General features: G+C 39.7%; 28 protein-coding genes. 26 read left to right on the top strand and 2 right to left on the bottom strand.

The genetic code is table 11. The features are described from left to right. Window positions 1-84: 84 nt before the first annotated feature. From VXM68_RS04660 to VXM68_RS04635, 6 genes are read left to right on the top strand one after another with little or no spacing between them, the layout of a single operon-like run. Window positions 85-1,047 (top strand): stage II sporulation protein M, encoded by a 963-nt coding sequence (locus VXM68_RS04660; RefSeq protein ID WP_367210591.1) that lies wholly within the window; start codon window positions 85-87, stop codon window positions 1,045-1,047. Continuing rightward, window positions 1,038-1,949 carry an ABC transporter permease gene (locus tag VXM68_RS04655; protein ID WP_367210590.1) on the top strand — a complete coding sequence of 304 codons (912 nt, stop codon included), beginning with the start codon at window positions 1,038-1,040 and terminating at the stop codon, window positions 1,947-1,949. The genes VXM68_RS04660 and VXM68_RS04655 overlap by 10 nt, the downstream gene beginning before the upstream one ends. 34 nt (window positions 1,950-1,983) lie before the next feature. Beyond that, window positions 1,984-2,820 (top strand): DUF4129 domain-containing protein, encoded by an 837-nt coding sequence (locus VXM68_RS04650; RefSeq protein WP_367210589.1) that lies wholly within the window; start codon window positions 1,984-1,986, stop codon window positions 2,818-2,820. Next, the gene (locus VXM68_RS04645; RefSeq protein WP_312329897.1) at window positions 2,817-4,010 is read left to right on the top strand and encodes a DUF4350 domain-containing protein; all 1,194 of its coding nucleotides are present in this window, start codon (window positions 2,817-2,819) and stop codon (window positions 4,008-4,010) included. The genes VXM68_RS04650 and VXM68_RS04645 overlap by 4 nt, the downstream gene beginning before the upstream one ends. Then, window positions 4,007-4,996, top strand: coding sequence for an AAA family ATPase (locus VXM68_RS04640; protein WP_367210588.1), 990 nt, complete (start codon window positions 4,007-4,009; stop codon window positions 4,994-4,996). Before VXM68_RS04645 ends, VXM68_RS04640 begins: the two co-directional genes overlap by 4 nt. Continuing rightward, on the top strand, window positions 4,996-6,324 hold the full coding sequence (locus VXM68_RS04635) for a DUF58 domain-containing protein (RefSeq protein WP_367210587.1): 1,329 nt from the start codon (window positions 4,996-4,998) through the stop codon (window positions 6,322-6,324). The genes VXM68_RS04640 and VXM68_RS04635 overlap by 1 nt, the downstream gene beginning before the upstream one ends. On the opposite strand, the gene VXM68_RS04630 is transcribed toward VXM68_RS04635, so the two are convergent. Both VXM68_RS04630 and metK read right to left on the bottom strand, forming a co-directional pair. Next, window positions 6,317-6,721 (bottom strand): Dabb family protein, encoded by a 405-nt coding sequence (locus tag VXM68_RS04630; RefSeq protein ID WP_293957314.1) that lies wholly within the window; start codon window positions 6,719-6,721, stop codon window positions 6,317-6,319. The two genes, VXM68_RS04635 and VXM68_RS04630, sit on opposite strands and share 8 nt — an antisense overlap. Before the next feature lie 168 nt (window positions 6,722-6,889). Next, window positions 6,890-8,143 (bottom strand): methionine adenosyltransferase, encoded by a 1,254-nt coding sequence (gene metK / locus VXM68_RS04625; protein WP_293957313.1) that lies wholly within the window; start codon window positions 8,141-8,143, stop codon window positions 6,890-6,892. Window positions 8,144-8,448: 305 nt separating this feature from the next. On the opposite strand from metK, the gene VXM68_RS04620 reads away from it, so the two are divergent. The 20 genes from VXM68_RS04620 to nuoL all read left to right on the top strand — a co-directional run bounded on the left by VXM68_RS04620 (window position 8,449) and on the right by nuoL (window position 26,418). Further along, the gene (locus VXM68_RS04620) at window positions 8,449-9,327 is read left to right on the top strand and encodes a diacylglycerol kinase family protein (protein ID WP_293957312.1); all 879 of its coding nucleotides are present in this window, start codon (window positions 8,449-8,451) and stop codon (window positions 9,325-9,327) included. A gap of 10 nt (window positions 9,328-9,337) precedes the next feature. Continuing rightward, window positions 9,338-9,688, top strand: coding sequence for a translation initiation factor (locus VXM68_RS04615; RefSeq protein ID WP_293957311.1), 351 nt, complete (start codon window positions 9,338-9,340; stop codon window positions 9,686-9,688). 431 nt (window positions 9,689-10,119) lie between these two features. Then, complete coding sequence (locus VXM68_RS04610; protein ID WP_209578290.1) at window positions 10,120-10,944, top strand: MotA/TolQ/ExbB proton channel family protein; 825 nt, start codon at window positions 10,120-10,122, stop codon at window positions 10,942-10,944. 110 nt (window positions 10,945-11,054) lie between these two features. Beyond that, complete coding sequence (locus VXM68_RS04605) at window positions 11,055-11,717, top strand: biopolymer transporter ExbD (RefSeq protein WP_293957310.1); 663 nt, start codon at window positions 11,055-11,057, stop codon at window positions 11,715-11,717. A 24-nt stretch (window positions 11,718-11,741) separates the two neighbouring features. Continuing rightward, window positions 11,742-12,299: a biopolymer transporter ExbD gene (locus tag VXM68_RS04600; protein ID WP_293957309.1), complete on the top strand. Its 558-nt coding sequence runs from the start codon at window positions 11,742-11,744 to the stop codon at window positions 12,297-12,299. A gap of 31 nt (window positions 12,300-12,330) precedes the next feature. Beyond that, window positions 12,331-13,218, top strand: a complete 888-nt coding sequence (locus tag VXM68_RS04595; protein WP_293957308.1) for an energy transducer TonB — start codon at window positions 12,331-12,333, stop codon at window positions 13,216-13,218. Between the two features lie 328 nt (window positions 13,219-13,546). Further along, window positions 13,547-14,473, top strand: coding sequence for a PstS family phosphate ABC transporter substrate-binding protein (locus tag VXM68_RS04590; protein WP_367210586.1), 927 nt, complete (start codon window positions 13,547-13,549; stop codon window positions 14,471-14,473). 25 nt (window positions 14,474-14,498) lie between these two features. Beyond that, on the top strand, window positions 14,499-16,298 hold the full coding sequence (locus tag VXM68_RS04585; RefSeq protein ID WP_293957306.1) for a tetratricopeptide repeat protein: 1,800 nt from the start codon (window positions 14,499-14,501) through the stop codon (window positions 16,296-16,298). A gap of 119 nt (window positions 16,299-16,417) precedes the next feature. Further along, entirely contained in the window at window positions 16,418-16,792 is a 375-nt protein-coding gene (locus VXM68_RS04580; RefSeq protein WP_293957305.1) for an NADH-quinone oxidoreductase subunit A, read from the top strand. A gap of 58 nt (window positions 16,793-16,850) precedes the next feature. Then, complete coding sequence (locus VXM68_RS04575; RefSeq protein ID WP_046673075.1) at window positions 16,851-17,402, top strand: NADH-quinone oxidoreductase subunit B; 552 nt, start codon at window positions 16,851-16,853, stop codon at window positions 17,400-17,402. Between the two features lie 3 nt (window positions 17,403-17,405). Beyond that, entirely contained in the window at window positions 17,406-17,900 is a 495-nt protein-coding gene (locus tag VXM68_RS04570; RefSeq protein WP_293957304.1) for an NADH-quinone oxidoreductase subunit C, read from the top strand. A 10-nt stretch (window positions 17,901-17,910) separates the two neighbouring features. Next, entirely contained in the window at window positions 17,911-19,146 is a 1,236-nt protein-coding gene (locus VXM68_RS04565) for an NADH-quinone oxidoreductase subunit D (protein WP_293957303.1), read from the top strand. Then, on the top strand, window positions 19,139-19,660 hold the full coding sequence (gene nuoE, locus VXM68_RS04560; RefSeq protein WP_293957302.1) for an NAD(P)H-dependent oxidoreductase subunit E: 522 nt from the start codon (window positions 19,139-19,141) through the stop codon (window positions 19,658-19,660). The genes VXM68_RS04565 and nuoE overlap by 8 nt, the downstream gene beginning before the upstream one ends. Window position 19,661: 1 nt before the next feature. After that, window positions 19,662-21,017, top strand: a complete 1,356-nt coding sequence (gene nuoF, locus VXM68_RS04555; protein WP_367210585.1) for an NADH-quinone oxidoreductase subunit NuoF — start codon at window positions 19,662-19,664, stop codon at window positions 21,015-21,017. Between the two features lie 30 nt (window positions 21,018-21,047). Further along, entirely contained in the window at window positions 21,048-22,067 is a 1,020-nt protein-coding gene (locus VXM68_RS04550; RefSeq protein ID WP_293957300.1) for a 2Fe-2S iron-sulfur cluster-binding protein, read from the top strand. Window positions 22,068-22,075: 8 nt separating this feature from the next. Beyond that, window positions 22,076-23,116, top strand: coding sequence for an NADH-quinone oxidoreductase subunit NuoH (gene nuoH / locus VXM68_RS04545; RefSeq protein ID WP_293957299.1), 1,041 nt, complete (start codon window positions 22,076-22,078; stop codon window positions 23,114-23,116). A gap of 12 nt (window positions 23,117-23,128) precedes the next feature. Further along, window positions 23,129-23,638: an NADH-quinone oxidoreductase subunit I gene (locus VXM68_RS04540; RefSeq protein ID WP_294348626.1), complete on the top strand. Its 510-nt coding sequence runs from the start codon at window positions 23,129-23,131 to the stop codon at window positions 23,636-23,638. An 11-nt stretch (window positions 23,639-23,649) separates the two neighbouring features. Continuing rightward, the gene (locus VXM68_RS04535; protein WP_209578303.1) at window positions 23,650-24,147 is read left to right on the top strand and encodes an NADH-quinone oxidoreductase subunit J; all 498 of its coding nucleotides are present in this window, start codon (window positions 23,650-23,652) and stop codon (window positions 24,145-24,147) included. After that, entirely contained in the window at window positions 24,147-24,476 is a 330-nt protein-coding gene (gene nuoK / locus VXM68_RS04530; RefSeq protein WP_209578304.1) for an NADH-quinone oxidoreductase subunit NuoK, read from the top strand. Before VXM68_RS04535 ends, nuoK begins: the two co-directional genes overlap by 1 nt. Window positions 24,477-24,495: 19 nt before the next feature. Continuing rightward, entirely contained in the window at window positions 24,496-26,418 is a 1,923-nt protein-coding gene (gene nuoL, locus VXM68_RS04525; protein WP_367210584.1) for an NADH-quinone oxidoreductase subunit L, read from the top strand. The last annotated feature ends 2 nt before the right edge of the window (window positions 26,419-26,420 follow it).

Here is a 26,420-nt window from a genome sequence, read left to right as displayed (position 1 = left end):
GAATATATAAGTCAATTTCGCAGTTATTTGTGCTTTTCAATGACGGATATTTCCTATATTTGGTTGAGCCAGTTAAAAAAATTAATGAGAGAAGCATCATTTGTAGAACGAAATAAAGAAAAATGGACGTTAATTGAAAATAATTTGTCAATTAATACAGCAGTTGATCCTGATGAGCTGGCTTCAAATTATATTGAGCTGACCAATGATCTGGCTTATGCGCAAACTTTCTATCCTGAAAGTAAAGTAAAAACTTACTTAAATGAATTGGCGGTGACTGTCCATCAAAAGATTTATAAAGATCAAAAAGCTTCCAATAATAAATTTAAATCTTTTATCACCGACGAGATACCGCAAGCAATTTGGTCTATCCGTAGACCGTTGTTATACTCCTTCTTAATTTTTGTTTTGGCTTCCGTTATCGGCTTTTTGTCCGCTATGTATGATATCGATTTTATTCGGCTTATTTTAGGGGACTATTATGTCGATTCAACGATAGAAAGTATAAAAGCCGGAGATCCTGCTGCGGTATATGGAAAGGGTAGTAACTTTGGATCTGCAATTTGGATTACGATAAATAATGTGCGGGTTGCTTTTATGGCTTTTGCTGCCGGACTATTTTTTACTGTTGGGACCGGGTATGTCTTGTTTAGCAATGGTATTATGCTAGGTGCATTTCATCATATGTTTTTTCAATATGACGTTATGGGGAAGGCTATGTCCGCAATCTGGATTCATGGTACCATCGAGATCTCGGTAATTATTGTGGCCGGGGGTTGCGGATTAGCAATCGGTAATAGCATCTTATTTCCAAAATCTTTCACGCGTTTAACATCTTTTGTCCGTACGGCAAAGATTGCGATGAAAGTGTTGGTCAGCACGATTCCTTTTTTTATTATTGCCGGTACATTGGAAGGCTTTGTAACAAGATATTATAATGTGTCAATTTGGTTATGTTTATTGATCATCATTTTATCCTCAATAGCCGTTCTTTATTTTTATGTTATTAATCCGTATCGACTAGCAAAACGATTTCGATGGAAATAGACTTTGAATTTCAAAAAGAACGGAAGGTAGGGGACTTTGTGCAAAGTTTTATAGATCTTTTTAAATTGATCTATAGGCATTTTGTATCTACTATTTTTGGTTTATCTGCTGTTCCGCTAGCCGGGATTGCCTTGGTTTATTATTTTCTGTCTACAAAAATTACGTTCTCTGCTAATAGTGATTCTTTTGAAGACATCGATGCTCTTACTTGGGCCGGTTTACTTATTGTGGCGCTGATCGCCTTGGGACTGTACGTTTACGGTATTTCTATCGAATATTTTGTACTGCTTAAGGAGCGCAAGAGTATAGCATTTTCGGGTGTGGACGTACTGAAGAATTTTAGATCAAACCTTGGGAAATACTTTATGTTTTTGATTGCCATGGTCTTGGCGTTAATTGTCGTCTTTATTCCCTTGGCCATCGTAGCTGCGATTTGTGCATTTATCCCTTTTGTCGGAAGTTTTGCTATCGGAATATTGGCGTCCATGGTTGGTATTTGGTTGTTTTGCTCATTTTTATTCTATCGCGAAGGCTATTCGGATCTCGGAAGTTGTTTTACAGATGCCTATGTAATGCTAAGCAAAAAATTGATTCAGTATGGTATTGCTACCTATATCGTAAATTTTATTTTCCAAATGGCTGTGATGATGATTTCTATTGTACCATTGGTTATCATGGGGTTACTGTCATTCAACTTCCTCGGAATAGATGCTGCTTTTTTTGACTCATCCTGGGGAAAACTGCTGATGACATTGGGCGGTTTATTTATCACATTATTTACGTTGTTTCTTTATATGTCAGGAGTTTTGGCCAACGGTATTATTTATGAAACAGCAAAGGATCTCAAATTTGGAGAACGGATTTATGGTATGATTGAAGAAATAGGAGGAAAAAGTGAATAAACTCTTGTCTTTTTTGTGCATTGCCGGTTTGTCAATGACGTTTGCTTGTGATCCGAAACCAGAGACCGTAGATTCCGACAGCAAAAGTGCGGATTCGCTCTATGTACAAAGAGATTCTACCTTAGTGACAGACGATTCTGTCGCTATTGACTCGATAATTTTAAAAGCACCAAATGGCCAGCAGGAAAAAGATAAAATTGACCTGTGGGATCCCACATTATTTGATTCAATCCCAAAATATACCAAAGAACGTTCATTTAAAATGGATCCTTATCAGGATATCATCAAAAGATACGAGACGGATGATTTTGTTTATTCAGAAAATATTAAAGATCGCGTAGGCGTATTACAGCGCATCCTTGCGCGGCTCGCGGATTGGATTGGAAGTATCATGCCAGATAATCCCTATAAATTTCGGGAAGAGTTCGGTTATGTATTTGCTTTTTTAGCTGTTATTGCATTGGCGTTTATCCTTTATAAAGTGCTCTACAACAGAAAACAATATTTTATTAAACATAGTGAAGAGGAGAGTGAACTTGACGTTTTAGCGTATGTAGAGCGAAATCTGATGAATAGCAACCTAGAACCTTATATTCAGGAGGCTATTGCCCAAAGGAATTATGCGTTGGGGATCCGATACTTACAGCTATTGAATATCCAGAAACTAGCGCAATCAGATCATATAAAATGGAAGCTGAGCAAAACAAATGCTGAATTTGCAGAAGAGATTCAAAACGAGGAGCTCCGTCGTGGATTTGCTGAATGTACAAGAATATTTGATTATGTCTGGTTTGGTCAATTTGAATTAACAGAGGACAATTTTGCCCAATACCAGCAATTGTTTACCCAATATCAAAATCAAATTAAATGAAGGGATCGGTAAAATTTGGACTGATATTATTGGCTGTTGTTTTAGTGCTCATTGCGCTTATCGATGCCACAAGTAAGAAGCCAATTATCTGGGATCGGACCTTTGATGCAAAAGATAAAAATCCCTTTGGAGCGTATGTATTGCGTCAAGAACTGAAGCATATCATTGATCAAAAGAATACAACGATTGAGCGACCATTGTATGAGTATCTGGATAGCACAAAGAAAACAGACGTTAACCTGTTTTTTTACACCTCCTATTTTTCAATGGGTGAAGCCGCGGAAGATAAATTACTGGATTATGTAAACCGGGGTGGGAAAGCAATGATTGTAGCCGAGGATATTGATAATTACCTATTGGATTCCCTGGGTTTGGAAGCAGATAATTTCTATGGTTTTAAAAAAGGTGTAAATATAAAAAGTCAGTTGCGCGTTCGGCTGATGAATGATAACAATAAAATTCATTACGGCAAATCGGAGCTTGGTGAAGTATTTAAAAAACTTCCAAAAAATGCAACTATTTTAGGTGCGATCACCTATAAAGAATTTGCACTACCTAACTTCGTGGCGATTCAATTTGGCAAAGGAACCATTTATCTGCACCTGACCCCCGATTTATTTGGGAACTATTATTTGCTGAATTCTGCTTCGCAGTATGCTTATGTTGCGAAATCTTTATCTTATTTAAATGATAAACCGCTCGCGTGGTATGATTTTAAAGCAAATATGGATCAGTATCGTACGCCTTTGCGTGTATTGCTGATGAATGATGGTCTTCGGCAAGCTTGGTACGTTTTGTTAGCGGGACTGGTGCTTTTACTCGTTTTTAGAAGTAGACGCGAACAGCGTGCGGTGGCGGTCGTGGCGCCAGAGCCGAATCTCTCGAAAGAATTCTGTGAGACGATAGCTACCTTATATTATGAAAATGGTGCGCCAGGAAACATGGTAGCCAAAAAAATAGATTACTTTCTTCACGACCTTCGGAGTCGTTTTCATGTGGACACACTAACCTTGCGGGAAAATGAGTTCAGTGAAGAATTGGCTGAACGGTCTGGCGTTTTTCTTGCGGAGACACAGGTTTTGGTCAGGTTGATTGTTCGTATGCAGGATGCGAAAGAGCATGACCTGGCTGATCTTAAATTGGTTAATGATACTATAGAAGAGTTTAAACATAAAGCAAAAATGATATGAGTGATTTCGATAAATATATATCTTTTGAAAACCGAATTGATGTATCGGTTTTGTCTGATAAAATGGCTCAGGTAAAGGCAGAAGTTAAAAAAGTAATCGTTGGGCAGGATCAATTGATCGATATGCTCTTGATTTCCATCTTAGCGTCGGGACATTCCCTGATTGAAGGATTGCCAGGGGTTGCAAAAACATTATCTGCAAAATTGGTCGCCAAAACCATCAATAGCGAATTCAAACGTATTCAATTTACACCAGATCTAATGCCTTCGGATGTAACGGGATCCTCGATATTGGATCTGAAAAGCAATGAATTTGTGTTTCGCAAGGGCCCCATTTTTGCAAACATCGTGTTAATCGATGAAATTAACCGGGCTCCGGCAAAAACGCAGGCCGCGCTTTTTGAAAGCATGGCCGAGCAGCAGGCATCAGTTGATGGAACTACTTATCGATTACCCGCTCCATTTGTTGTTTTTGCGACGCAAAATCCGATCGAACACGAAGGAACTTATCGCCTGCCAGAAGCTCAGCTCGATCGTTTCTTGTTTAAGATCAATGTGGATTATCCTGAACTTGAACAGGAACTGGAAATATTAAAGGAGCATCATGCTCAAAAGGCACTCAATAAAGAGAATCAGGTTCAGGCAGTAGTTTCCGCAGCTGAAATTTTGGGGTTCCAAAAATTGATCAAGTCTATTTTTGTTCATGAGGAGTTGTTAACTTACATTGCTCAAGTTATTATAAAGACAAGAACGAATCCAAGTTTGACCCTCGGAGCGTCTCCTAGAGCTTCTATTGCTTTACTGGAATCAGCCAAAGCTTCAGCAGCAGTCAGCGGTAGAGATTTTGTTACTCCTGAGGATATTAGGAGGGTAGCATCGGCCGTGTTAGGACATCGGGTTATGTTGACGCCAGAAAGAGAAATGGAAGGGTTTACTACCGCCTATGTCATCGACCAAATCATTAATTCTGTTGAAATTCCAAGATAATGAAGAAATTAAGTCAGCTCTTTCTAACAAATCAATTTTTCTACTCGCTATTAAGTATAGCAACCCTCTTTACATGGTCTTTTTTTGTTAAGGGGTTGTTGGTTGTAGCATGGATTGTTTTTTGGATATGGCTGGCGATTTTGGTCTTTGATTTTATAGTCTTATTTTCTGGAAAGGGGAAAATAGAAATCACTAGGGTATATCCTGAAAAGCTCTCCAACGGAGATGAGAACCCAATGAGACTGATTGTGCGTTCTTTTTATCCATTTAGTACGAAAGTGGAGATTTTGGAGGAGTTTCCTGTTCAGCTTCAAATTCGCGATAAGGACTTTATGAACCATCTACCGCGCTTTCAGCAATCGGAGATATCATTTTCGCTACGGCCGACCCAGCGGGGGATCTATACCTTTGGACGTTGTATGGCACTCGTGATGCGTCTTGGATTTTTCAAAAGAAGGTTTGTTACTAATCAAGAACAGGAAATACCTTGTTACCCATCTTATATACAATTAAGGAAATATCAGCTTTTGGCAACAAGTAATAGACTGAATGAACTCGGGATAAAACGTATTCGACGGATTGGTTCGGCCATGGAATTTGATCATGTTCGCGATTATGTTCAGGGCGATGACTACCGTCACATGAATTGGAAAGCATCTGCGAAAGTAAAAAAGTTGATGGTCAACCAATATGAGGAAGAGAGGTCGCAGCCAATCTATTCCTTTATCGATTTAGGGAGGGCGATGCGTATGCCTTTCAACGGCCTGAGCTTATTAGATTACGCTATCAATGCTTCGTTGGTTCTTTCAAATGCAACGATATTAAAGCAGGATCGTGCTGGCTTATTAACCTTTTCAAAGGATATCAATGCATTTATACCTGCTGAGAAAAGAAATAATCAGATGCTTAAAATTTCAGAGTCACTCTACCAGGTATCGACTAAATTTGAAGAATCGGAATTTGGAAAACTGTATAGTTATGCCAATGCGCATATCAACAAGCGTTCACTAGTTTTTCTTTACACCAATTTTGAGACCTTAGATTCCCTTAAACGTCAGATAAATTACCTGACTATGCTGAATAGAAGTCATATAATTGTAGTCGTCGTATTTAAAAATGTGGAGGTTGAGGATCTAGCTAAAAGTGTACCCAGAAAGACGATAGATATCTATAATCAAATCATTGCTGAGAAGTTTATCTATGAGAAGCAGCTTATTGTACAGGAGCTTATCCGTCATGGATTTCAGACTATTTATACTGCGCCGGAAAATTTAACCATCAATTCCATCAATAAATACCTTGAAATTAAGGCACGAGGCCTTATTTAATGATCGAGGTGTCTTTGACCATAACTTTCGTCCAGAGATGCTGGTATTTTTCAATTGCTTTTAAATGGATTGGATGTGTCTCATAGTTTGTTATATCTTTAAGATCTTTAAATGTAACAATCAACGTGTAGTCAAAACTATTGTCTACGACAGGTCTCGGGTTTGTTTGAGCAGGTACGCCATAATGAAGTGTTTTGATGACGTCGATTTTCCGAAGTTCCTCAAAAAACTGGGTAAAATTCATTTTATCCTTTTCACTGATATCTTTCTTAAGCCAGAAATTAACCACGTGGACGATGGTATTGGTCTGAATATCTTGGCTCGCGCGAACTGGATGGGCCCATGTTGGGGCAGTCATAAGCACCATAGGTGCCAGAAGAAAATTGCGTCTTTTCATGATTGAAACGGTTTAGAACTATGAAGATACAAAACGTTCCTGATTTCACCAGTATCAATTGTGAGGAAATCGCAAATGGACTTTTTTGTTCGTGAAAATTAGGCAAGTTCATTAAAATACAACGGGGGACATCATGTCCCCCGTTGTATTTTAATGAACTTGGTGTTCTTATAGACCAAATTCTGCTTTTACCTTCTCGATATAATCCAGTTTTTCCCAAGTAAATAGTTCAACTTCAACCTGCTTTTTCTCGCCAGTTGAGCTTTCAAATTCTTTTATTACTTTTTTTGGTGTTCTTCCCATGTGTCCATAAGCTGCTGTTTCCGAGTAAATGGGGTTCCTCAGTCCCAAACGCGTTTCAATTCCGTATGGAGTCATGTCAAATAAATGGGTAATTTTTTCAGCAATTTGACCATCGGTTAAATTTACTTTGCTCGTTCCATACGTGTTTACATAGATTCCCATCGGATCTTTTACACCAATCGCATAAGAAATTTGTACAAGAATTTCATCGGCTACACCTGCTGCCACTAAGTTTTTGGCAATATGGCGTGTCGCATACGCCGCAGACCGGTCCACTTTAGACGGATCTTTTCCAGAGAAAGCACCGCCACCATGTGCACCTCTACCGCCGTAGGTGTCCACAATTATTTTTCGGCCCGTAAGACCGGTGTCTCCATGAGGCCCGCCGATTACAAATTTTCCAGTAGGATTGATATGAAACTTAATTTCATCGTTAAATAACAATTGAAGTTCTGGCTTTAATTGTGCTTTAACACGAGGAATCAAAATAGTTTTGATGTCGTGTGTAATTTTGTCCAACATCGCTTGTTCGGTATCAAAGTCATCATGTTGCGTTGAGATGACAATGGCGTCAATCCTTTTGGGTTTGTGATCATCGCTATACTCAAGGGTAACCTGAGATTTTGCGTCCGGGCGCAAATACTTAATTTCGTTATTTTCGCGACGTAGCTCGGCCAATTCATAAAGTAAGCGATGAGATAGGTCTAATGCCAGAGGCATAAAATTTTCTGTTTCGTTATTCGCATAACCAAACATAATCCCTTGGTCACCCGCCCCTTGCTCCTGCCTTGTTTTACGGTCTACACCTTGATTAATGTCTGCAGATTGTTCGTGGATCGCCGATAATACGCCACAGGAATTCGCTTCAAACATATATTCAGATTTGGTATAGCCAATCTTTTGAATTACCGAACGTGCGATCTTCTGAACATCGAGGTATATGTTTGATTTAACTTCCCCGGCGAGGACTACTTGTCCTGTTGTTACCAACGTTTCAATAGCGACACGAGAATCCTCGTCCCATGCTAAAAAATTGTCTATTAATGCATCTGAAATTTGATCCGCAATTTTGTCTGGATGTCCTTCAGAAACAGATTCCGACGTAAATAAATAAGCCATGCTTTACCTGATTTTAAATATTGGATTTGCGCTAGAATGAATTAACAGCAAAGTGATAAGCGCCGTAATAGCGAAGGGTTTTTAGCACTTTTTTACTGTGGTTGCAATCTCCTTGTCGTTGCTTTTGTGACGCAACAGCACGCAAATCAGTCCACATTCTATTTTTTATGCGACAAAGCTACAATACTTTAAGGATTATTTAAAATCAAATCTATATTTTAATTTAAAAAGTATAGGTATATACTTTAAGATGGGTAAAGATTACATTATTTTAAGAAATTCGTAATTTCCGCTATCTTTGGGATATGTCAGAACGTAAACAAATATTGTTTGTTATTAATCCGATTTCAGGAGGAAAGCACAAGACATCCTTTAAAAAGCAGGTGTTGGATGTGCTTGATCTACAAAAATTTGATCCTACTTTTCAACAGACTGCGAGACCTAATCATGCCTATGAAATTGGTTTGAAAGCAATCGAAGAGGGTTACGATGCGGTTATAGCAGTGGGAGGCGATGGAACAATCAATGAATTGGGGTCAGCTTTGGTTGGGTCTGGAATTCCATTGGGGATTATTCCTGAGGGTTCTGGCAACGGTTTGGCGCTTTACTTGGGGGTACCTATGAATGAAGCTGCTGCTATCCGCCGGATTAATCGTTTTGAATCAATTGAGGTGGACTGTGGTGTTATCAATGAAAGGAGATTTTTTAATATTGCTGGTTTAGGGTTCGATGCGTCCGTGAGCGAAAATTTTGCTAATGAAAATATTCGTGGACCGTTGGGATACATGAAATCAGTGTTTAATGTGCTCAGTAAATATCAACCTGCACATTACAAATTGACCATCGATGGAAAAGTGTATGAAAGACAGGCTTTTATGATCAGTGTAGCGAATTCTCCCCAATATGGAAATAACGCTTATATTGCGCCTCAAGCTTCAGTCAATGATGGTATATTAGATGTCTGTATTGTGCACAAATTTCCACTCTATATTTTGCCAAAGATGATTTTTCATCTGTTTAACAAGTCGGCAGATCAATCCAGTTATGTAGAGATTATTCCCGGGAAGAATATACAGATTGAGGTGGATAAGATTTCGCCGGTACACGTCGATGGGGAACCCATCGAATTGGGAGATAAACTGGATATTTCCATTATGCCAAAAGCCTTAAAAATAATTTGCTAAAATTAAGATAATGAGTAAAAATAAAAAACAGTCTTATGAAGGGGTTGTCTATTCTACAGATGATAACTTCAATTATCAATTATCTGATTTTTTTCAGGAACAGGATACTTTACCAACGAATCAGCAAAACTTGAAAGTACAGCTTGATCGTAAAATGCGAAAAGGGAAAGTTGTTACGTTGATTACAGGTTTTGTAGGAAAAACCGAAGATCTGGAAATTTTAGGTAAATTGTTGAAACAGAAGTGTGGAGTGGGTGGAACTGTAAAGGATGGCGAGATCATCATACAGGGAGAGTTTAAACAAAAGATTTACGAGTTGTTACTTAAAGAGGGGTATCGCGTAAAATTGGTGGGTGGTTAAACAAGTATTATGGCAATATGCAGATTAAATCTAATGAATTGTTTATTAGGCAAGTATGGTTTGTGTACAGACTGTGTGTTTGTTTGGTAATATGAGTAATCACTTACTTTTTGTAATTTAAAATCTTCGATTTTCTTGCATATCAAAAAAAAAATGGCTTTCATTGTAAAATAATTATTGCGAATAAGCGATTTAGCAACGAGAAACAATGATTATATAACGGGAGCTGCTGAGAAAAATAACACACATTAACGGTGTTTCAGTTTAAAAAAACAAATTTGATTTTTTTTACATATTTAAGAGGAATATTTTAAATTTGACATTAGATATTAAATTTGCTTTGCAAATTGATTTCAAAAGCGAACAAGAGTGCATATAATTTAAACAACATTATATATTTAAACAACAGTAAAAAACTAAAAATTAGAAAAATGGCAAACGCACCTAAAACTGCTGCAAAACAAGAGAGCAACAACGGAGGATCTTTCTTTGCTCAAGCTGCAATCATCATCTGTTTCATCGTGGGTTTCTGTGTATGGAAATTTGTGATGGGTAATCCAACTAACTTCGTTGATAACAATCCGGAAAATGCTCCTAATCCAGGTAACTATTTAGGAATGGTTTACCATGCTGGGGCTATCGTACCTGTTTTGCTTGGTTTATTCTTAATGGTATGGGTTTTCTCGGTAGAACGTTTTATCGTTATCAACAAAGCTTCTGGTACTGGAAACGTTGGAAACTTTGTCCGTAAAATCCAAACGTTGATTAATGGTGGAAACATCGATTCAGCGATTGCTGAATGTGACAAACAAAAAGGTTCAGTAGCAAACGTTGTGAAAGCTGGTTTATTGAAGTACAAATCAGTATCTGTAGATCCTGAAGTGAACACTGAAAAAGCGGCTATTGCAATTCAAAAAGAAATCGAAGAAACAACTGCATTGGAAATGCCTATGTTAGAGAAAAACTTAAACGTTATCGCTACATTAGTTTCTATCGGTACATTATGTGGTCTATTGGGTACAGTAACAGGTATGATCAAAGCCTTCTCGGCATTGGCAACAGGTGGTGCTCCAGATTCAGCTAAATTGGCGAACGGTATCTCTGAGGCCTTGATCAATACAGCAACTGGTATCGCGACATCAACATTCGCTATCGTATTGTATAACATCTTTACTGCAAAAATCGATAAATTAACTTACTCTATCGACGAAGCTGGTTTCTCAATCGTACAAACATACGCTGCAAACCACAAATAAGAACTGTGATGAAAATATTTGATTTTTTTAAATTTATTTTATGGAAATCAAATATTAAAATCATCATAGGATAGAAGATTGAGTTTTTAATTTAAAAAGAAGAATTTAAAATGGGTAAAGCAAAAGTAAAAAGAGCCAGTACGTCGATCGATATGACAGCGATGTGTGACGTATCGTTCTTACTGCTTACGTTCTTCGTCTTAACGGCGACAGCGCGCCAACCGGAAGCATTGACGGTGGATACCCCAGCATCGACTACGAAAGATAAGTTACCTGATTCAAATGTAGGTATGATCACAATAGGCGATCAAGGTAAAGTTTTCTTCGGTACGACTGATCAACAGGTTCGCGTAAAAGCACTAGAAAGAATGTCAGCAAAGTATGGCGTTGGCTTTTCGCAAGAAGATTACGATCGTTTCAAATTGATGGAAAACTTTGGTGTACCAATGTCTAAATTGAAGGGTTTATTGGCCTTGGATGGAAGTAAGCGTACAGAAAAAGGCGTGCAAACTGGTATCCCGGTTGATAGTACAGAGAATACTTCAAATGAGCTGTATTATTGGGTTCAAAATGCCCGACTAGCCGCCGAAGAAGTAAATAAGGAAAAGGAGGCATCGGATAAAAACTTCGTGCACCCTGGGCCTTTGAAGATGGCTATCAAAGCAGATGCGAATGAGAAGTATCCTTCGGTTAATTTAGTTATTGAAACATTGCGTAATCAAAAGCAAAACAAATTTAGTTTCATAACAGGCATGCGTGCTGAGGACAAATAATTGACGATTTAATAAGAACAAACGATGGCAGAATTAAATCAGGATAGTGGTAAAAAAGGAAAAGGCGGGAAAGTTAGATCCAAGAAAAATGGGGGTAAGGTAGACCTTACAGCCATGGTAGATTTGGCATTCTTGTTGATTACCTTCTTCATGTTGACCACGTCCTTAAATAAACCGCAGGCAATGGATGTGGCTATGCCAGACAAAAATAAAATTAAAGAACAACAAAGCGATGAACTGCTTACGGCAGATAATCGTTCCCTTACAATTTTATTGGGTTCTGACAATAAAGTCTCGTGGGTATATGGTCAAGTAGCTAATCCGATCGAAGGTCCTACTGTTGCTGGTTATGGCGCAGATGGAATCCGTAAGGTCTTGATGGAGAAAAAGGCTTATGTACCTCGCGTTTCAGGCGGTAAAGACATGATTGTAATCATACGTCCTAGTGAAAAATGTACACAGCGCAATCTAGTTGATATTCTTGACGAGATGAAAATTGTAGACGTTAAACGCTATATGATCGGAAAGATTACACCAGAAGAAGTCGAAGTGTTAAAACGTGACAATATCTATAATGATTAGTTATTAGATTGACACATAAAACTAAAATAAAATGATAGGGTCAAAATTAGATATTTTTAAGAAAGAATGGCTTGATGTCGTTTTTCAGGGCCGTAACAGGGAGTATGGAGCTTACGAGCTTCGCAAACTTGCGCCCAAAGCGACTAACAGGGGGCTTCTTGTCGTTATCGGCATTGTAGCCATAGCTAGTTTCCTTAGTGTGTTTGGAAGTAAGCTGTTCCCGAAGAAAGCTGTTGAGGCACCTCCGGCTGTAACCGAAGTTACGTTGGAAGACCTTGAAGAAATCAAGCCACCAGAACCACCAGAAGAGGAGCCACTTCCACAAGAACCGGAAGAAAAACCTCAACAAGTGGCCATGGATGTACCAAAAGAGGATTTGGTTCGTTTCCCTGAACCTAAAGTAGCTCCTGCTAACAAAGTTGTAGAAGAAGTTGCTTCTCAGGAAGAATTGAAGGATCCAAATAAAACTCCAGCGCGTATTACTTTGAAAGGTAGTCCGACAGGTACTTCGGTTGCACGTGGCGAATTCGGTTCAAAGAAACAAGATGGTGCGATCACTGGTGCTGCAAAAGGAGATCCGAATGGTAATGGAGATGAAATTCTTCCATTTAATGCCATTGAGGTTCAACCAACACCTATCGGTGGTATGGCAGCATTTATGTCTTGGGTTGGGTCAAACTACGAGTATCCAGCAGCGGCAACAGAAAATGGTGTAAATGGTGTTGTTGAGGTATCCTTCGTTGTAGAAAAAGATGGTAGCTTAACAGACATCAATATCAAACGTGATTTGAAATATGGTACTGGCGATGCAGCCGTTAGGTTGCTTAAGAAAGCGAAGAAATGGAAACCGGGAATTCAAAATGGTCGTCCAGTTCGTGTAGCGTATACTTTACCAATTCGATTGAACCTTCAAAATTAGAATGACAAATTTTAATTCTAGTAATAGTTCAAATTATAGACAGAAATCGCCTCTGAAGCGGTTTCTGTCTATTTTAGGACTTTTCATGTTTGGCTTTTATTTTGTTTTGGGCCTTTTGATTATATTCTGGGACAATTTTCCGATTGAAATTAATCCAACTTACAAAACAATTTTTGGCGTCGTATTGATTCTGTATTCATTTATGCGGTTTGTACGGCTTTGGCAAAATAATTTTAATTAAGCGCCACTTTCTTTTAGTTTTAACCAACTCTCTCTTCAAAAGTTAAACTATTCTTTATTTAAACTGTCTTATTTTATGATGTATCGTATGAGAAAATATAAAATGGTTCTTATGATGCTAGGCATCTGTATGGGAGTATTTGTTTCGTGCAAAAATAAAACGAAGAGTACAAAGGAAGGAGAGGATATTCTAACGGGTAAACTTCCGGTTATTGTTGATCAGACTTTGTTGCCTATCATCCAAGAATCTGCCGATGTTTTTGAAAGTTCATACCCAAACTCAAGTTTGGAATTGATCGCCAGGCCCGAGATTAAAGCGGTAAATGCCTTGCTTTCTGATTCAGCTTATGTGGTTGTATTGACGAGAAAGTTGACGAACCAGGAAGGTAGCTATTTTCAGAAGCGCGGTATTCAGCCGAAAATCTTCCAAATAGCTTCCGATGCAGTTGTACTGATCAATAATCGGAATAGTAAAGATACTATTATGTCGCAAAAAGACGTTAAGTCTTTGTTGGAAGGTAATTTAGCAGGGCAACGCTTGATTTTTGATAATGCAAATTCGAGTACACTTCGTTATTTGAAAGATTATTTCAAATTAAACAAAATTGATCCGAAAGCTGTTTCTGCAATGAAGGATAGTGAAGAAGTGATGAAATATGTCAGTGAGAATGCGAATACAGTGGGTGTGATTGGGTACAATTGGTATCTGAAAGCTGTAGAAAAAAATTCGAATTTATTGGAGAAAATTCGTACATTGAGCATCGGAAGTAGTGATCAAGGGGGTGAAAAGGTCAATTTCTATAGACCATCTCAATCGACTATCGCCGATGGCGTATACCCCTTTGTGAGGCCTGTCTACATTATGAATTATCAGCCGAATATGGGCTTAGGTTTAGGTTTTAGTGCTTTTTTGACAGGCGATCGCGGACAGCGTATCGTTTTGAAAGCGGGATTGGTTCCAGCTACAATGCCTGGGCGTGAGATCATTATTAGAGATGAAAGTTATATTAAATAGATAATAAATAGTACAAAAATAGATTATGACAAACAGCAAATTATTATTTAGTCTTTTATTGGCCGGATCTGTGGGCACAGTAAGTGCACAAAGTTTGAAAGATGCTAGAGCAGCCATCGAGGCTGAAAATTATGGTAAAGCGAAAACTATCCTTCAACAGTTAGTGACTAAGCAACCTAAGAATGGAGATAATTATTTCTATTTGGGTCAAATTTATTTGGTAAACGACAGAGCGGATTCTGCCGCTACGATTTTCAACCAAGGTTTGGCCGCTGATCCAAAGGCTACAATTAATAATGTAGGTTTGGGTTATGTTGACTTAATGAAAAAGGATAAGGCAAGTGCGGAATCTAAATTCGCTTTGGCAACGGCAAAATTGGGTAAAAAGGATTATGAGCCATTATTGGAGATCGGTCGTGCATATATTAATGCACCTGAACCTGATTATGCAAAAGCGTTAGAATATCTAACACAGGCGAAGGAAAAAAACAAGAAGGATGTCGCTATTCCTATCGCGTTAGGTGATGCGTATCGCGGATTGAAAGAGGGATCTTTGGCTTATACAAGCTATGGTGACGCTACGGATATCGATCCAAATTCCGTTCAAGCTAAAGTTGGACAAGCGGTAATTGTACGGGGTGCACAAGCTTTTGATGAAGCCATCACGCAATTGGAAGCTATTGCGGCGGAGACGCCAACCTATGCTCCCACCTATCGTGAGTTAGCTGAGACTTACAACCAATGGTCGAGATTGCCAGGTACTTCTGATGAAAAATATGTTGAGTTAAATAAAAAGGGTGTTGAGCAATATAAGAAATATCTTGAAGTTGCTGGTGATAACTCGTTGGAAGCAAAAATTCGTTACGCCGATTTCCTTGTATATGCACGTCAGTACGACGATTTGAAGGTAGTTTCGGAGGAGTTAGCACAAAATCCTTCCGTAGATCCAAAAATCTACCGGTACTTAGGTTATATCGCTTTCCAAAAAGCTAAAGATTATCCAAAAGCATTGGAGTATTTGAATCAGATGTTCAGTAAAATGGAGAAAGATCGTGTAATTCCATTGGATTATATGTATTTGGGTATGTCTGAAATCGCTGCTAATAGTCCAAAGCATGCAGAAGGTGGTGCAGATAGCACAGCCACAGCAGCACCAGTGTTAACGGCAGAAAATACGGCAAATATCCAAAAAGGTATTGCTGATATTAAAAAAGCAATTGATTTAGACAAGGAGCTTTTGGGCGAAACAGCAGAGCTGGCGTTTGCTAAATATCAAGAGCAAGAATTGCAGACAGCGGCCTCTCTTTTCGAACTGGTAGCGTCTTACACAGATAATAAAACATATTTGTATGATGCAAATTATTATGCTGGTGAAGCATACTATCAAATAGGTGCTAAAGAAGATGCAGCTAGTAAAAATGAAGAGCAAGTTGTAGTTAATCAGGAACTTAGAGATAAAGCGATTGCTGATTTACAAAAAGCTCAGACATTCTTGACTGTAATCGAAACTACTGATAATAAAGAAGCACAGGATAAATATTTGATCAATGCGCTTTATTACAAAGCTTTTGCAGCATTGACGGCGGATAATTTGGAACAACCAAAAGGTGATTTCGTAGCGTCATTCCAAAAATTGATTGAAACAATCAATCAACGCGGTGCACAAGAGAAAAATAAGAATTATTTAATCGATGCAAATACGTATATCGGTCTTTACTATTATGTGAAACAAGATCTTCCTAAAGCGAAGGAAAGTTTCCAAAAAGTATTAGCTATAGACCCAGCGAACGAAGCTGTTAAAGGTTACTTGGAAGGTCTAAAGTAAGCTTAAGTAAAATCATTCTAAATTAGGCGTAGATAGTAATATCTACGCCTTTTTTGTTTTGTTTTTTACCATGGAATCTCTATATTTAAAGATAGTTACCAATATAAATTTTAGTTGAGATGGAGCAAGCCAATAGTATGCCGATAGACTACTTGCCGATATTTATACAGCTTTTAGTAGCTGTGGGATTTGGAGTAAGTACGATAATTATTACACATCTTATCGGACCAAAGGTCCGCACAGAAAACAAGCTTGGAGCTTTTGAGTCAGGAATAGAAGTGATCGGTAATGCGAGGCAGCCGTTCTCTATCAAATATTTCTTGGTGGCTATCCTATTTGTGATATTTGATGTTGAGGTCATTTTTATGTACCCATGGGCTGTAAACTTTCGTGATATGGGATTTCAAGGCTTGATAGAGATGTTTATTTTCATGGGACTTCTTTTATTAGGCTTTATCTATGTGATCAAGAAAAAAGCATTAAACTGGGATTAGATATCCTTATTATGATTGGTTTTTGGCCAACAATACTAAACCTATAAATCGACTTTTCATGAGTGATATAAAATTAGCAGAAGCTCCTCCAGGGGTAGAAGGCGCAGGTTTTTTTGCGACGAGTTTAGATAAAGCCATTGGCTTGGCGCGAGCCAACTCATTATGGCCTTTGCCGTTCGCCACATCCTGTTGTGGTATCGAGTTTATGGCAACAATGGGTTCAACCTATGACTTGGCAAGGTTCGGTGCCGAAAGGCCTAGCTTTTCACCGAGGCAGGCAGATATGCTATTGGTTATGGGTACTATTGCTAAGAAGATGGCGCCTGTGCTTAGGCAAGTGTATGTGCAGATGGCTGAGCCGCGTTGGGTAATCGCTGTGGGGGCCTGTGCCTCTAGTGGTGGTATTTTCGATACCTATTCTGTGCTGCAGGGGATCGATGAAATTATACCAGTCGATGTTTATGTGCCGGGTTGTCCACCCCGCCCTGAAGCAATTTTGGATGGCGTGTTGCGTTTACAGGACATCGTGAAGAATGAATCCTTGAACCGGAGAAATACGCCAGAATATAAGGCATTGCTTGAAAAGTACGGAATTCATACAAATAAATAAACGATGGAAAGCAGTTTTTTATTGGATAAGCTCGAAGAGAATTTTCCCGCAAAGATTCAGGAAATTCCGGATGCTCACGATTTATTGACCGTTATGGTTGAAAAGGAAGATCTGATTGAAGTGCTTCGTTTCCTGAAGTCGAGTGGTGAGTTGCAATTTATCCATCTAACCGATATTACAGCAGTACATTATCCGCATTTGGAAAAGGAATTTGCTGTCGTTTATCATATCCATAGTCTAGTTCATAATATACGGATACGGGTGAAAGTGTTTTTGCAAGGCCCGAATCCAGAGATTCCAACTGCGACTGTGGTTTGGAAAGGTGCAAATTGGATGGAGCGTGAGACTTTTGATTTTTTTGGCGTCAATTTTATAGGGCATCCGGATTTGAGAAGGATTTTGAATGTAGATGATATGGAGGTGTTTCCAATGCGTAAGGAATACCCTTTGGAGGATCCAAATCGCGTAGATAAAAAAGATTTGTATTTCGGCCGTTAAAGTATATACTATGAGCGAATTTATTAGCAAGATCACACCTAATCAACCCGTTTTTGAAGATAACGATCCACAAGATGAGTTGATTACCTTAAATATTGGGCCCACGCATCCCGCTACGCATGGCGTGTTTCAGAACGTGGTACAAATCGATGGCGAGCGTATTGTGAGTGGCGTATCGACGATCGGTTATATTCACCGCGCATTCGAAAAAATTGCTGAGCATCGACCGTTTTATCAAATTACTCCATTGACAGACCGTTTGAATTATTGTTCGGCGCCGATCAATAACATGGGCTGGCATATGACTGTTGAGAAGCTTCTTAAGATAGAGATTCCTAAACGGGTGCAATACATGCGTGTTATCGTTATGGAGCTTGCCCGTATTGCAGATCATATTATTTGTAATGGTATTTTGGGGGTAGATACGGGTGCTTTTTCGGGCTTTTTGTATGTGATGCAGGAGCGCGAGTTTATCTATGAAATCTTTGAAGAAATCTGTGGTGCTCGCCTGACAACGAATATTGGTCGTATCGGAGGCTTCGAGCGTGATTTTAACGCGATAGCCTTTGAGAAGATACGTGAATTTCTGAAACGCTATCCTCCGGTATTGCAAGAGTTTGAAGAGTTGTTTGTTCGTAACCGCATTTTTATCGAACGAACGTCGGGTGTTGCTGCTGTAACAGCAGAAGATGCCCTGGATTATGGCTGGTCTGGCCCTATTTTACGGGCAACAGGTGTCGATTATGATGTGCGCGTACAGAATCCTTATTGCTCGTATGATGAATTTGATTTCGATGTGCCTGTTGGTACGACAGGGGATGTCTATGACCGATTTATGGTACGGAATGCCGAAATGTGGCAATCTCTTCGGATTATAGAGCAGGCATTGGACAAAATAGAGAAAGAGCCTAAAGGGGTATTTCATGCCGAAGTGCCTGATTTTTATTTGCCTCCGAAAGAACAGGTGTATACCAATATGGAAGCTTTAATCTATCATTTTAAAATCGTCATGGGTGAGGTGGATACACCAAAAGCTGAAGTCTATCATGCCGTCGAAGGGGCAAATGGTGAACTTGGATTTTATTTAATTCATGATGGTGGACGCTCACCTTATCGTCTGCATTTCAGGAGACCTTCTTTTGTCAATTATCAGATGTTTGCGCCAATGAGTGCAGGAATGCTGATTTCTGATGCCATTATAAATATGAGTAGTCTTAACGTTATAGCTGGAGAATTAGATGCTTAGTGTAAAACAACATAATGTAAATGTAACGTTTTCTCCAGAATTGTTAGCCAAGTTTGGAGAAGTAGTAAGCCGTTACCCCGAAGGAAAGCAGAAATCGGGCTTATTGCCCATTTTACATCTGGTTCAGGCGGAATATGGCTGGGTCAGCGCAGATGCGATGGATAAGGTTGCTGCTTACCTGAATATATTACCGATTGAGGTATACGAGGTGGCAACTTTCTATACCATGTTCCTGTTGCAACCTAAAGGAAAATATGTCCTCGAGATTTGCCGTACAGGGCCTTGTTGTTTGGTCGGTGCAGAGCGTATTATGAAGCATTTAGAGCAAAAGCTTGGTGTGAAGGAAGGCGAGGTCACCAGCGATGGGCTTTTTTCCTGGCGTGGTGTGGAATGTTTGGCTGCCTGTGGCTTTGGCCCAGTCTTGCAGATCGGCCCTGAATATACATTCTATGAGCATCTGACAGAAGATAAAGTCGACGAATTGATTGATAATTTAAAAGCTAAAACAGAATAATATGGCACGTAAACTTTTGTTGACTCATATCGATGTTCCGGGCATCAATACCTTTGAGGTCTATCGGCAAAAAGGTGGTTATGTTGCTGTTGAAAAAGTATTAAAGACAATGTCTCCTGAGGAGGTTGTGGAGGAGGTTAAAAAGTCTGGATTACGTGGCCGTGGGGGAGCGGGCTTTCCGACAGGGATGAAGTGGTCCTTTTTGGCTAAACCCGAAGGAGTGCCCCGCTATTTAGTTTGTAATGCGGACGAATCTGAGCCGGGGACATTCAAAGATCGTTATTTAATGACGCATATTCCACATGCACTTATTGAGGGAATGATTGTATCCAGCTTCGCCTTGGGGGCTCATACGTCTTATATCTATGTGCGCGGAGAGATGATGCCACAGATCAGAATCCTAGAGCGTGCCATTGCTGAAGCTAAGGAAAAAGGGTTCTTGGGTAAAAATATTTTAGGTTCGGGGTATGATTTAGAGATCTATGTTCAACCGGGTGGCGGAGCCTATATCTGCGGTGAGGAAACGGCTTTATTAGAGTCCTTAGAAGGCAAACGAGGTAACCCACGTATAAAACCTCCTTTTCCCGCAATTGCTGGCTTATATAATTGCCCCACCGTGGTGAATAATGTGGAGTCAATCGCAGCGACGGTTCCGATTATAAATTTGGGTGGCGATGAGTATGCAAAGATCGGTATAGAACGTAGTACAGGAACAAAGTTGATTTCTGCGAGCGGAAATATTGTAAAACCAGGTGTCTATGAAATTGAACTTGGTCTGCCTGTGGAAGAGTTTATTTACTCGGACGAATATTGTGGTGGTATTGCCAATGGGAAACGGATGAAGGCTGTGGTGGCTGGGGGCTCCTCGGTTCCTATTTTACCAGCCAACTTAATTTTGAAAACTGCCGCTGGAAATAGTCGATTGATGACTTATGAGTCATTGGCGGATGGCGGCTTCCAGACGGGTACAATGCTTGGATCCGGTGGTTTCATCGTATTTGATGAGGATCAATGCGTGGTACGCAATACGTGGAACTTTGCGCGATTCTATCATCATGAAAGCTGTGGTCAGTGTTCGCCTTGTCGTGAAGGAACGGGTTGGATGGAGAAGGTGCTGCATAAGATCGAGAGCGGCCATGGCTCGATGTCAGACATTGATTTGCTGTGGGATGTGCAGCGAAAAATTGAAGGAAATACAATCTGTCCACTTGGTGATGCTGCGGCATGGCCTGTGGCAGCAGCAATAAGACACTTTAGGGATGAATTTGAATGGCATATCCTTCATCCGGAAGAGTCACAAACACGGAATTATGGACTGGCACATTATGCTGATCCTTTACAACCAATAGTATCATAATAGAAGCTGTAACGCTAAATAAATTATATCATGGCAGAAGCGGAAGATGTAAAGTTTAAGGTCACCATCGATGGTATACCTGTAGAGGTTGCTCCTGGGACAAGCATATTGAATGCTGCGAGACAGATCGGTGGTGATATTGTCCCTCCAGCAATGTGTTACTACTCCAAATTGGAGGGAAGTGGTGGTAAGTGCCGTACCTGCTTGGTAAAGGTATCCAAGGGATCGGAAAAAGATCCTCGGCCTATGCCAAAATTGGTTGCATCTTGCCGTACAACGGTGATGGACGGGATGGAAGTACAAAATATAACCTCTCCTGAAGTAATAGAAGCAAGAAAGGGGGTTGTTGAAATCCTATTGATTAATCATCCTTTGGACTGTCCAATCTGTGATCAGGCAGGTGAATGTAAATTGCAAGATCTAAGTTACGAACACGGCAGTGCGCATACGCGTTACGAATTCGACCGGCGGACTTTTGAACGTATCGATCTGGGTGATAAAATCCAATTGCATATGAATCGCTGTATCTTATGCTACCGTTGTGTGTATGTTGCCAATCAGTTAACCGATCAGCGTGTACATGGTATCTTAGGGCGAGGTGATCATTCAGAAATCTCTACTTATATCGAAAATGTGATTGATAATGATTTTTCTGGGAATGTCATTGATGTCTGTCCTGTGGGCGCTCTGACGGATAAAACCTTCAGATTTAAAAATAGAGTATGGTTTACCAAACCGGTTGATGCACATCGCAATTGCCCCACTTGTTCTGGTAAGGTAACGTTATGGTATAAAGGGGAAGAGGTTATTCGGGTGACCGCGCGAAAGGATGAATTTGGCGAAGTGGAAGAGTTTATTTGTAATACCTGCCGCTATGATCAGAAAAAAACAAGTGATTGGATATTGGAGGAACCAACAGAAATAGACCCACATTCGGTTATCTCAGCTAATCACTATGAGTTATTTAATCCGCCAAAAGTCGTTAAGGAAAATCCTGTACTGCAGGAAAAAAATCGCGAACAGTTAGCTAGAACAGAAAAATTGAAATAATCACGAATATGGAGTGGTCTTTTGTCATCGAAAAATTAATACTGGTGTTTATCATCTTCGTAGTTACGTTGTTAATTGCGATGTATTCTACGCTAGCAGAACGTAAAATTGCCGGTTTTATGCAGGATCGTTATGGTCCTGATCGAGCTGGTATTTTTGGAATTTTGCAACCCCTTTGCGATGGGGGAAAATTCTTTTTTAAGGAGGAAATTATCCCGGCAGGTGCGCATAAAGTACTTTTTATAGTAGGCCCTACGATAGCCATTATAACTGCCTGTATAAGTTCTGCCGTGATCCCTTGGGGACAGGAGTTGCAGATTGGAGATCGGATAATTTCCTTGCAGGTTACTGATGTTAATGTCGGTATTCTGTATATGTTTGGTGTCATAGCATTGGGTGTATATGGAATTATGTTGGGCGGCTGGGCGTCGAATAATAAGTTTTCTTTGATGGGTGCTATTCGTGCAGCATCACAGAGCATCAGTTATGAAATTGCCATGGGGCTTTCGATAATCGCTTTATTGATGGTGACACAAAGCCTCTCCCTGAAGGAAATCGTTGCGCAACAATCTGGTTTTGTCAATTGGAATATTTGGGCTCAGCCGTTAGGTTTTATTATTTTTATGGTGTGTGCCTTTGCTGAGTGTAACCGAGTCCCTTTTGACTTACCGGAATGTGAGACCGAGCTTGTTGGTGGTTATCATACGGAGTATTCTTCCATGAAATTGGGGCTCTATATGTTCTCCGAATACATCAATATGTTTGTCTCCTCGGCACTTATGGCTTCACTCTATTTTGGTGGTTATAATTTCCCTTTTATGAATGATCTGGGATTGTCTGCCAATATGATCACGATCATCGGGGTAGTTGTATTCTTTATCAAGATATTTTTGTTTATCTTTTTCTTTATGTGGGTGCGCTGGACATTGCCTCGCTTCCGCTATGATCAACTGATGAATCTGGGCTGGAAAATGCTGATCCCATTGGCGATTGCCAATATCGTACTTACAGGTGTATTTACATTGATTAAAGACACGTATTTCTCATAAGAAAGGACTTTTATGCAACTTACCAATCGTAAAAAAGTAATTGAACAAAAACCAATGACATTCGCCGAAAGAATCTACTTTCCGGCTATTGTAAAAGGTTTGCGAATTACATTAAGGCATTTTTTTAAAAAAATACCAACCGTTAAATATCCTGAGGAAATAAGACCTTATTCGAAAAATTTTAGAGGGCAGCACTCGCTCAAACGTGATGAAGAGGGGCGCGAACGTTGTACAGCCTGTGGATTGTGTGCCTTATCCTGTCCTGCGGAGGCGATCACTATGACCGCTGCTGAGCGTAAAAAAGGGGAGGAGCACCTTTATCGCGAGGAAAAATATGCGTCAGTATATGAAATCAATATGTTGCGCTGTATTTTCTGTGGCCTATGTGAAGAGGCTTGCCCAAAAGAAGCGATCTATTTGGACGGTCCCCATGTGACCGCAGATTATCTCCGTAAGGATTTTATCTATGGAAAAGACAAATTGGTTGAACCGACATTTGATATTACCAAATTAAAGAGCTAAACCAGGAAATTATGACCGTATTTTATTTTGTAGCCTTCTTGTCTATTTTCTTTGCGCTAATGACCATTTTTACCAAAAATCCTGTACACAGTGTATTGTATTTGGTGATTACGTTTTTCACATTTACCATACATTATATTCTTTTGAATGCCCAGTTTTTGGCTGTAGTGAATTTCATTGTGTATATGGGGGCCATTATGGTTTTGTTTCTATTTGTACTGATGTTGCTCAACCTCAATAAGGATACCGAGCCCATGAAATCCAATTTAGTTAAATTTATGGGCGTTATCGCAGGCTGTTGCTTACTGGTGACTTTTTTCGGCGTGTATCGTGTATTCGATATTTCAAATCCACTGACGGTCGTAAATCCAGAGATCGGATTGGTCAAGAATCTGGGTAAAGTGTTGTTTAACGAATTTTTGCTCCCATTTGAGTTATCGTCACTATTGTTATTGACAGCAATGATCGGAGCGATATTATTAGCTAAGAAAGAACCTAAACAAATCTAATGGAAACAGTTGTTCAACAGTTGCAAGGGGTGCCAATAAATCATTACTTGATTTTCTGCTCGATTATTTTTGCTATTGGTGTTATTGGTGTTCTTATTCGCCGTAACGTCATCATTATCATGATGTCTATTGAATTGATGCTTAATGCGGTCAATCTTCTTTTAGCAGCATTTTCTGTACAGCATGGCGATTCATCCGGACAGGTCTTTGTCTTTTTTATCATGGCGTTGGCAGCGGCAGAAGTTGCCGTAGGCCTAGCGATTATTATTATGGTATATCGGAATACGAAGTCTGTAGATATCGATTCCTTAAATAAACTGCGTTGGTAGAACTTAAGAAATAAATACGATGAGTGAATTAGTTTGGTTGATTCCCCTTTTGCCCTTAATCGGGTTTATTGTGAACGGATTGGGTAGGAATGCCTTATCCAAAGGTATGATAGGCACCGTTGGCAGTGCTGTAGTGCTTATTTCTTTCGTATGTAGCTGCTTTCTGTTTTCTGAAGTCTATCAAGCGAGACAGGCTGGACAAGCGGGCATCATTGAGCAACATGTATTTGATTGGATTGCCGTAGGTAACCTTAAGATAGGATTATCTTTTTTGGTAGATCCGCTTAGCGCGATCATGCTTCTGATCGTTACAGGAATCGGTTTTCTTATCCATGTATACTCCATGGGTTATATGCATCATGATATTGGATTTGGTAAGTTCTTCTCCTACTTGAATCTCTTTATCTTTTTTATGTTGTTATTGGTTTTAGGCTCCAATTACTTAGTCATGTTCATAGGCTGGGAAGGTGTAGGATTATGCTCGTATCTATTGATCGGCTTTTGGTATAAAAATACTTCGTATACAAATGCAGCAAAAAAAGCATTTGTGATGAATAGAATAGGTGATCTAGGTTTTCTGCTTGCCGTATTTTTAATACTAGGCACTTTCGGCTCGTTAGAATTTTCGACGGTATTTCCAGCAGCCAAGAATTTTGCTGTCGGTGATATTACTGTCGTTAGCATTACTATTTTGTTGTTTATTGCTGCAACGGGTAAATCGGCGCAAATCCCCTTGTTTACGTGGTTGCCCGATGCCATGGCTGGACCGACACCGGTATCGGCGCTGATCCATGCGGCGACCATGGTCACGGCGGGTATTTATATGATTGCACGTTCCAATATATTATTTATCCTTTCACCGTTCACCTTACACCTCATTACTGTCATCGCTATCTGTACTGCCCTGCTAGCTGCTGCGATTGCACTAACGCAAAATGATATTAAGAAAGTATTGGCTTATTCCACCGTTTCGCAATTGGGTTATATGTTTCTTGGCCTTGGTGTAGGTGCATTTACAGGAGCATTTTTCCATGTATTGACGCATGCCTTCTTTAAGGCATTGCTTTTCCTTGGGGCTGGATCTGTTATACATGGTATGAGTGATGAACAGGATATGCGTAAAATGGGCGGCTTGAAGAAAGCAATGCCTATTACTTATCTGACGATGTTGATGGGCACTATTGCGATTGCAGGAATTCCACCATTCTCTGGCTTCTTCTCCAAAGACGAAATATTAGCAGGGGCTTTTGCCGCTAGTCCAGTCTTATGGGGGTTAGGATTTATTGGTGCATTAATGACGGCATTCTATATGTTTAGGATGTTGTTTATGACATTTTCAGGAACATTTCGTGGTACGCAAGAGCAAATGCATCATTTGCATGAATCCCCAAAAAGTATGACCACACCACTCATTGTACTGGCTATACTTTCTGTGATTGGAGGTATAATCAACTTACCCGCTGTTTTGGGGGGCAATCATTGGCTTGAGGATTTCCTGGCGCCAGTATTCTCAGAGGGAAAAGCGATAATGCCTTCAACTCATCATTTGGAACACAGTACTGAATATTTACTAATGGGTGTTTCGGTAGTTGGGGTATTGATTATGGTTGCTTTGGCTTTTAATAAATACGTTAAAAGACAACAGCTACCGGAAGAGGGCGAAGGTACGCGTGGTTTCTTGGGCAATCTTTCTTACCATAAGTTTTACGTGGATGAACTTTATGATAGCCTCATTGTACGTCCAATCAATTGGCTTTCGGCTTTCTTTGGGAATGTCGTGGATCAACGTGGGATTGATGGTGTTGTTAATGGTGCCGGTAAAGCAACATTTGATACAGGAAAAGTATTGCGTTTGCTCCAGAATGGTAATGTTGGTTTTTATTTATTGATGATGGTAATTGGGGTGATTGCCATTTTCATCTATGGATTGTTGAGTCTTTAATT

This window comes from Sphingobacterium sp. R2, from assembly GCF_040760075.1.
Lineage (GTDB): Bacteria > Bacteroidota > Bacteroidia > Sphingobacteriales > Sphingobacteriaceae > Sphingobacterium.
The sequence above is the reverse complement of the archived record's forward strand: the minus strand, read 5'-3'. Positions and strand labels throughout refer to the sequence as shown.

Bases quoted from the DNA above. Each gene is read 5' to 3' on its own strand.
- VXM68_RS04535 (WP_209578303.1), top strand. From the start codon at position 23,650: ATGACCGTATTTTATTTTGTAGCCTTCTTGTCTATTTTCTTTGCGCTA.
- nuoE (WP_293957302.1), top strand. From the start codon at position 19,139: ATGCTTAGTGTAAAACAACATAATGTAAATGTAACGTTTTCTCCAGAA.
- VXM68_RS04575 (WP_046673075.1), top strand. From the start codon at position 16,851: ATGAGTGATATAAAATTAGCAGAAGCTCCTCCAGGGGTAGAAGGCGCA.
- VXM68_RS04550 (WP_293957300.1), top strand. From the start codon at position 21,048: ATGGCAGAAGCGGAAGATGTAAAGTTTAAGGTCACCATCGATGGTATA.
- metK (WP_293957313.1), bottom strand. From the start codon at position 8,143: ATGGCTTATTTATTTACGTCGGAATCTGTTTCTGAAGGACATCCAGAC.
- VXM68_RS04630 (WP_293957314.1), bottom strand. From the start codon at position 6,721: ATGAAAAGACGCAATTTTCTTCTGGCACCTATGGTGCTTATGACTGCC.
- VXM68_RS04645 (WP_312329897.1), top strand. From the start codon at position 2,817: ATGAAGGGATCGGTAAAATTTGGACTGATATTATTGGCTGTTGTTTTA.
- VXM68_RS04640 (WP_367210588.1), top strand. From the start codon at position 4,007: ATGAGTGATTTCGATAAATATATATCTTTTGAAAACCGAATTGATGTA.
- VXM68_RS04635 (WP_367210587.1), top strand. From the start codon at position 4,996: ATGAAGAAATTAAGTCAGCTCTTTCTAACAAATCAATTTTTCTACTCG.
- VXM68_RS04650 (WP_367210589.1), top strand. From the start codon at position 1,984: ATGACGTTTGCTTGTGATCCGAAACCAGAGACCGTAGATTCCGACAGC.
- VXM68_RS04660 (WP_367210591.1), top strand. From the start codon at position 85: ATGAGAGAAGCATCATTTGTAGAACGAAATAAAGAAAAATGGACGTTA.
- VXM68_RS04590 (WP_367210586.1), top strand. From the start codon at position 13,547: ATGAGAAAATATAAAATGGTTCTTATGATGCTAGGCATCTGTATGGGA.
- VXM68_RS04540 (WP_294348626.1), top strand. From the start codon at position 23,129: ATGCAACTTACCAATCGTAAAAAAGTAATTGAACAAAAACCAATGACA.
- VXM68_RS04610 (WP_209578290.1), top strand. From the start codon at position 10,120: ATGGCAAACGCACCTAAAACTGCTGCAAAACAAGAGAGCAACAACGGA.
- VXM68_RS04615 (WP_293957311.1), top strand. From the start codon at position 9,338: ATGAGTAAAAATAAAAAACAGTCTTATGAAGGGGTTGTCTATTCTACA.
- nuoK (WP_209578304.1), top strand. From the start codon at position 24,147: ATGGAAACAGTTGTTCAACAGTTGCAAGGGGTGCCAATAAATCATTAC.
- VXM68_RS04595 (WP_293957308.1), top strand. From the start codon at position 12,331: ATGATAGGGTCAAAATTAGATATTTTTAAGAAAGAATGGCTTGATGTC.
- nuoH (WP_293957299.1), top strand. From the start codon at position 22,076: ATGGAGTGGTCTTTTGTCATCGAAAAATTAATACTGGTGTTTATCATC.
- VXM68_RS04580 (WP_293957305.1), top strand. From the start codon at position 16,418: ATGGAGCAAGCCAATAGTATGCCGATAGACTACTTGCCGATATTTATA.
- VXM68_RS04600 (WP_293957309.1), top strand. From the start codon at position 11,742: ATGGCAGAATTAAATCAGGATAGTGGTAAAAAAGGAAAAGGCGGGAAA.
- VXM68_RS04605 (WP_293957310.1), top strand. From the start codon at position 11,055: ATGGGTAAAGCAAAAGTAAAAAGAGCCAGTACGTCGATCGATATGACA.
- VXM68_RS04565 (WP_293957303.1), top strand. From the start codon at position 17,911: ATGAGCGAATTTATTAGCAAGATCACACCTAATCAACCCGTTTTTGAA.
- VXM68_RS04570 (WP_293957304.1), top strand. From the start codon at position 17,406: ATGGAAAGCAGTTTTTTATTGGATAAGCTCGAAGAGAATTTTCCCGCA.
- VXM68_RS04655 (WP_367210590.1), top strand. From the start codon at position 1,038: ATGGAAATAGACTTTGAATTTCAAAAAGAACGGAAGGTAGGGGACTTT.
- VXM68_RS04620 (WP_293957312.1), top strand. From the start codon at position 8,449: ATGTCAGAACGTAAACAAATATTGTTTGTTATTAATCCGATTTCAGGA.
- nuoL (WP_367210584.1), top strand. From the start codon at position 24,496: ATGAGTGAATTAGTTTGGTTGATTCCCCTTTTGCCCTTAATCGGGTTT.
- VXM68_RS04585 (WP_293957306.1), top strand. From the start codon at position 14,499: ATGACAAACAGCAAATTATTATTTAGTCTTTTATTGGCCGGATCTGTG.
- nuoF (WP_367210585.1), top strand. From the start codon at position 19,662: ATGGCACGTAAACTTTTGTTGACTCATATCGATGTTCCGGGCATCAAT.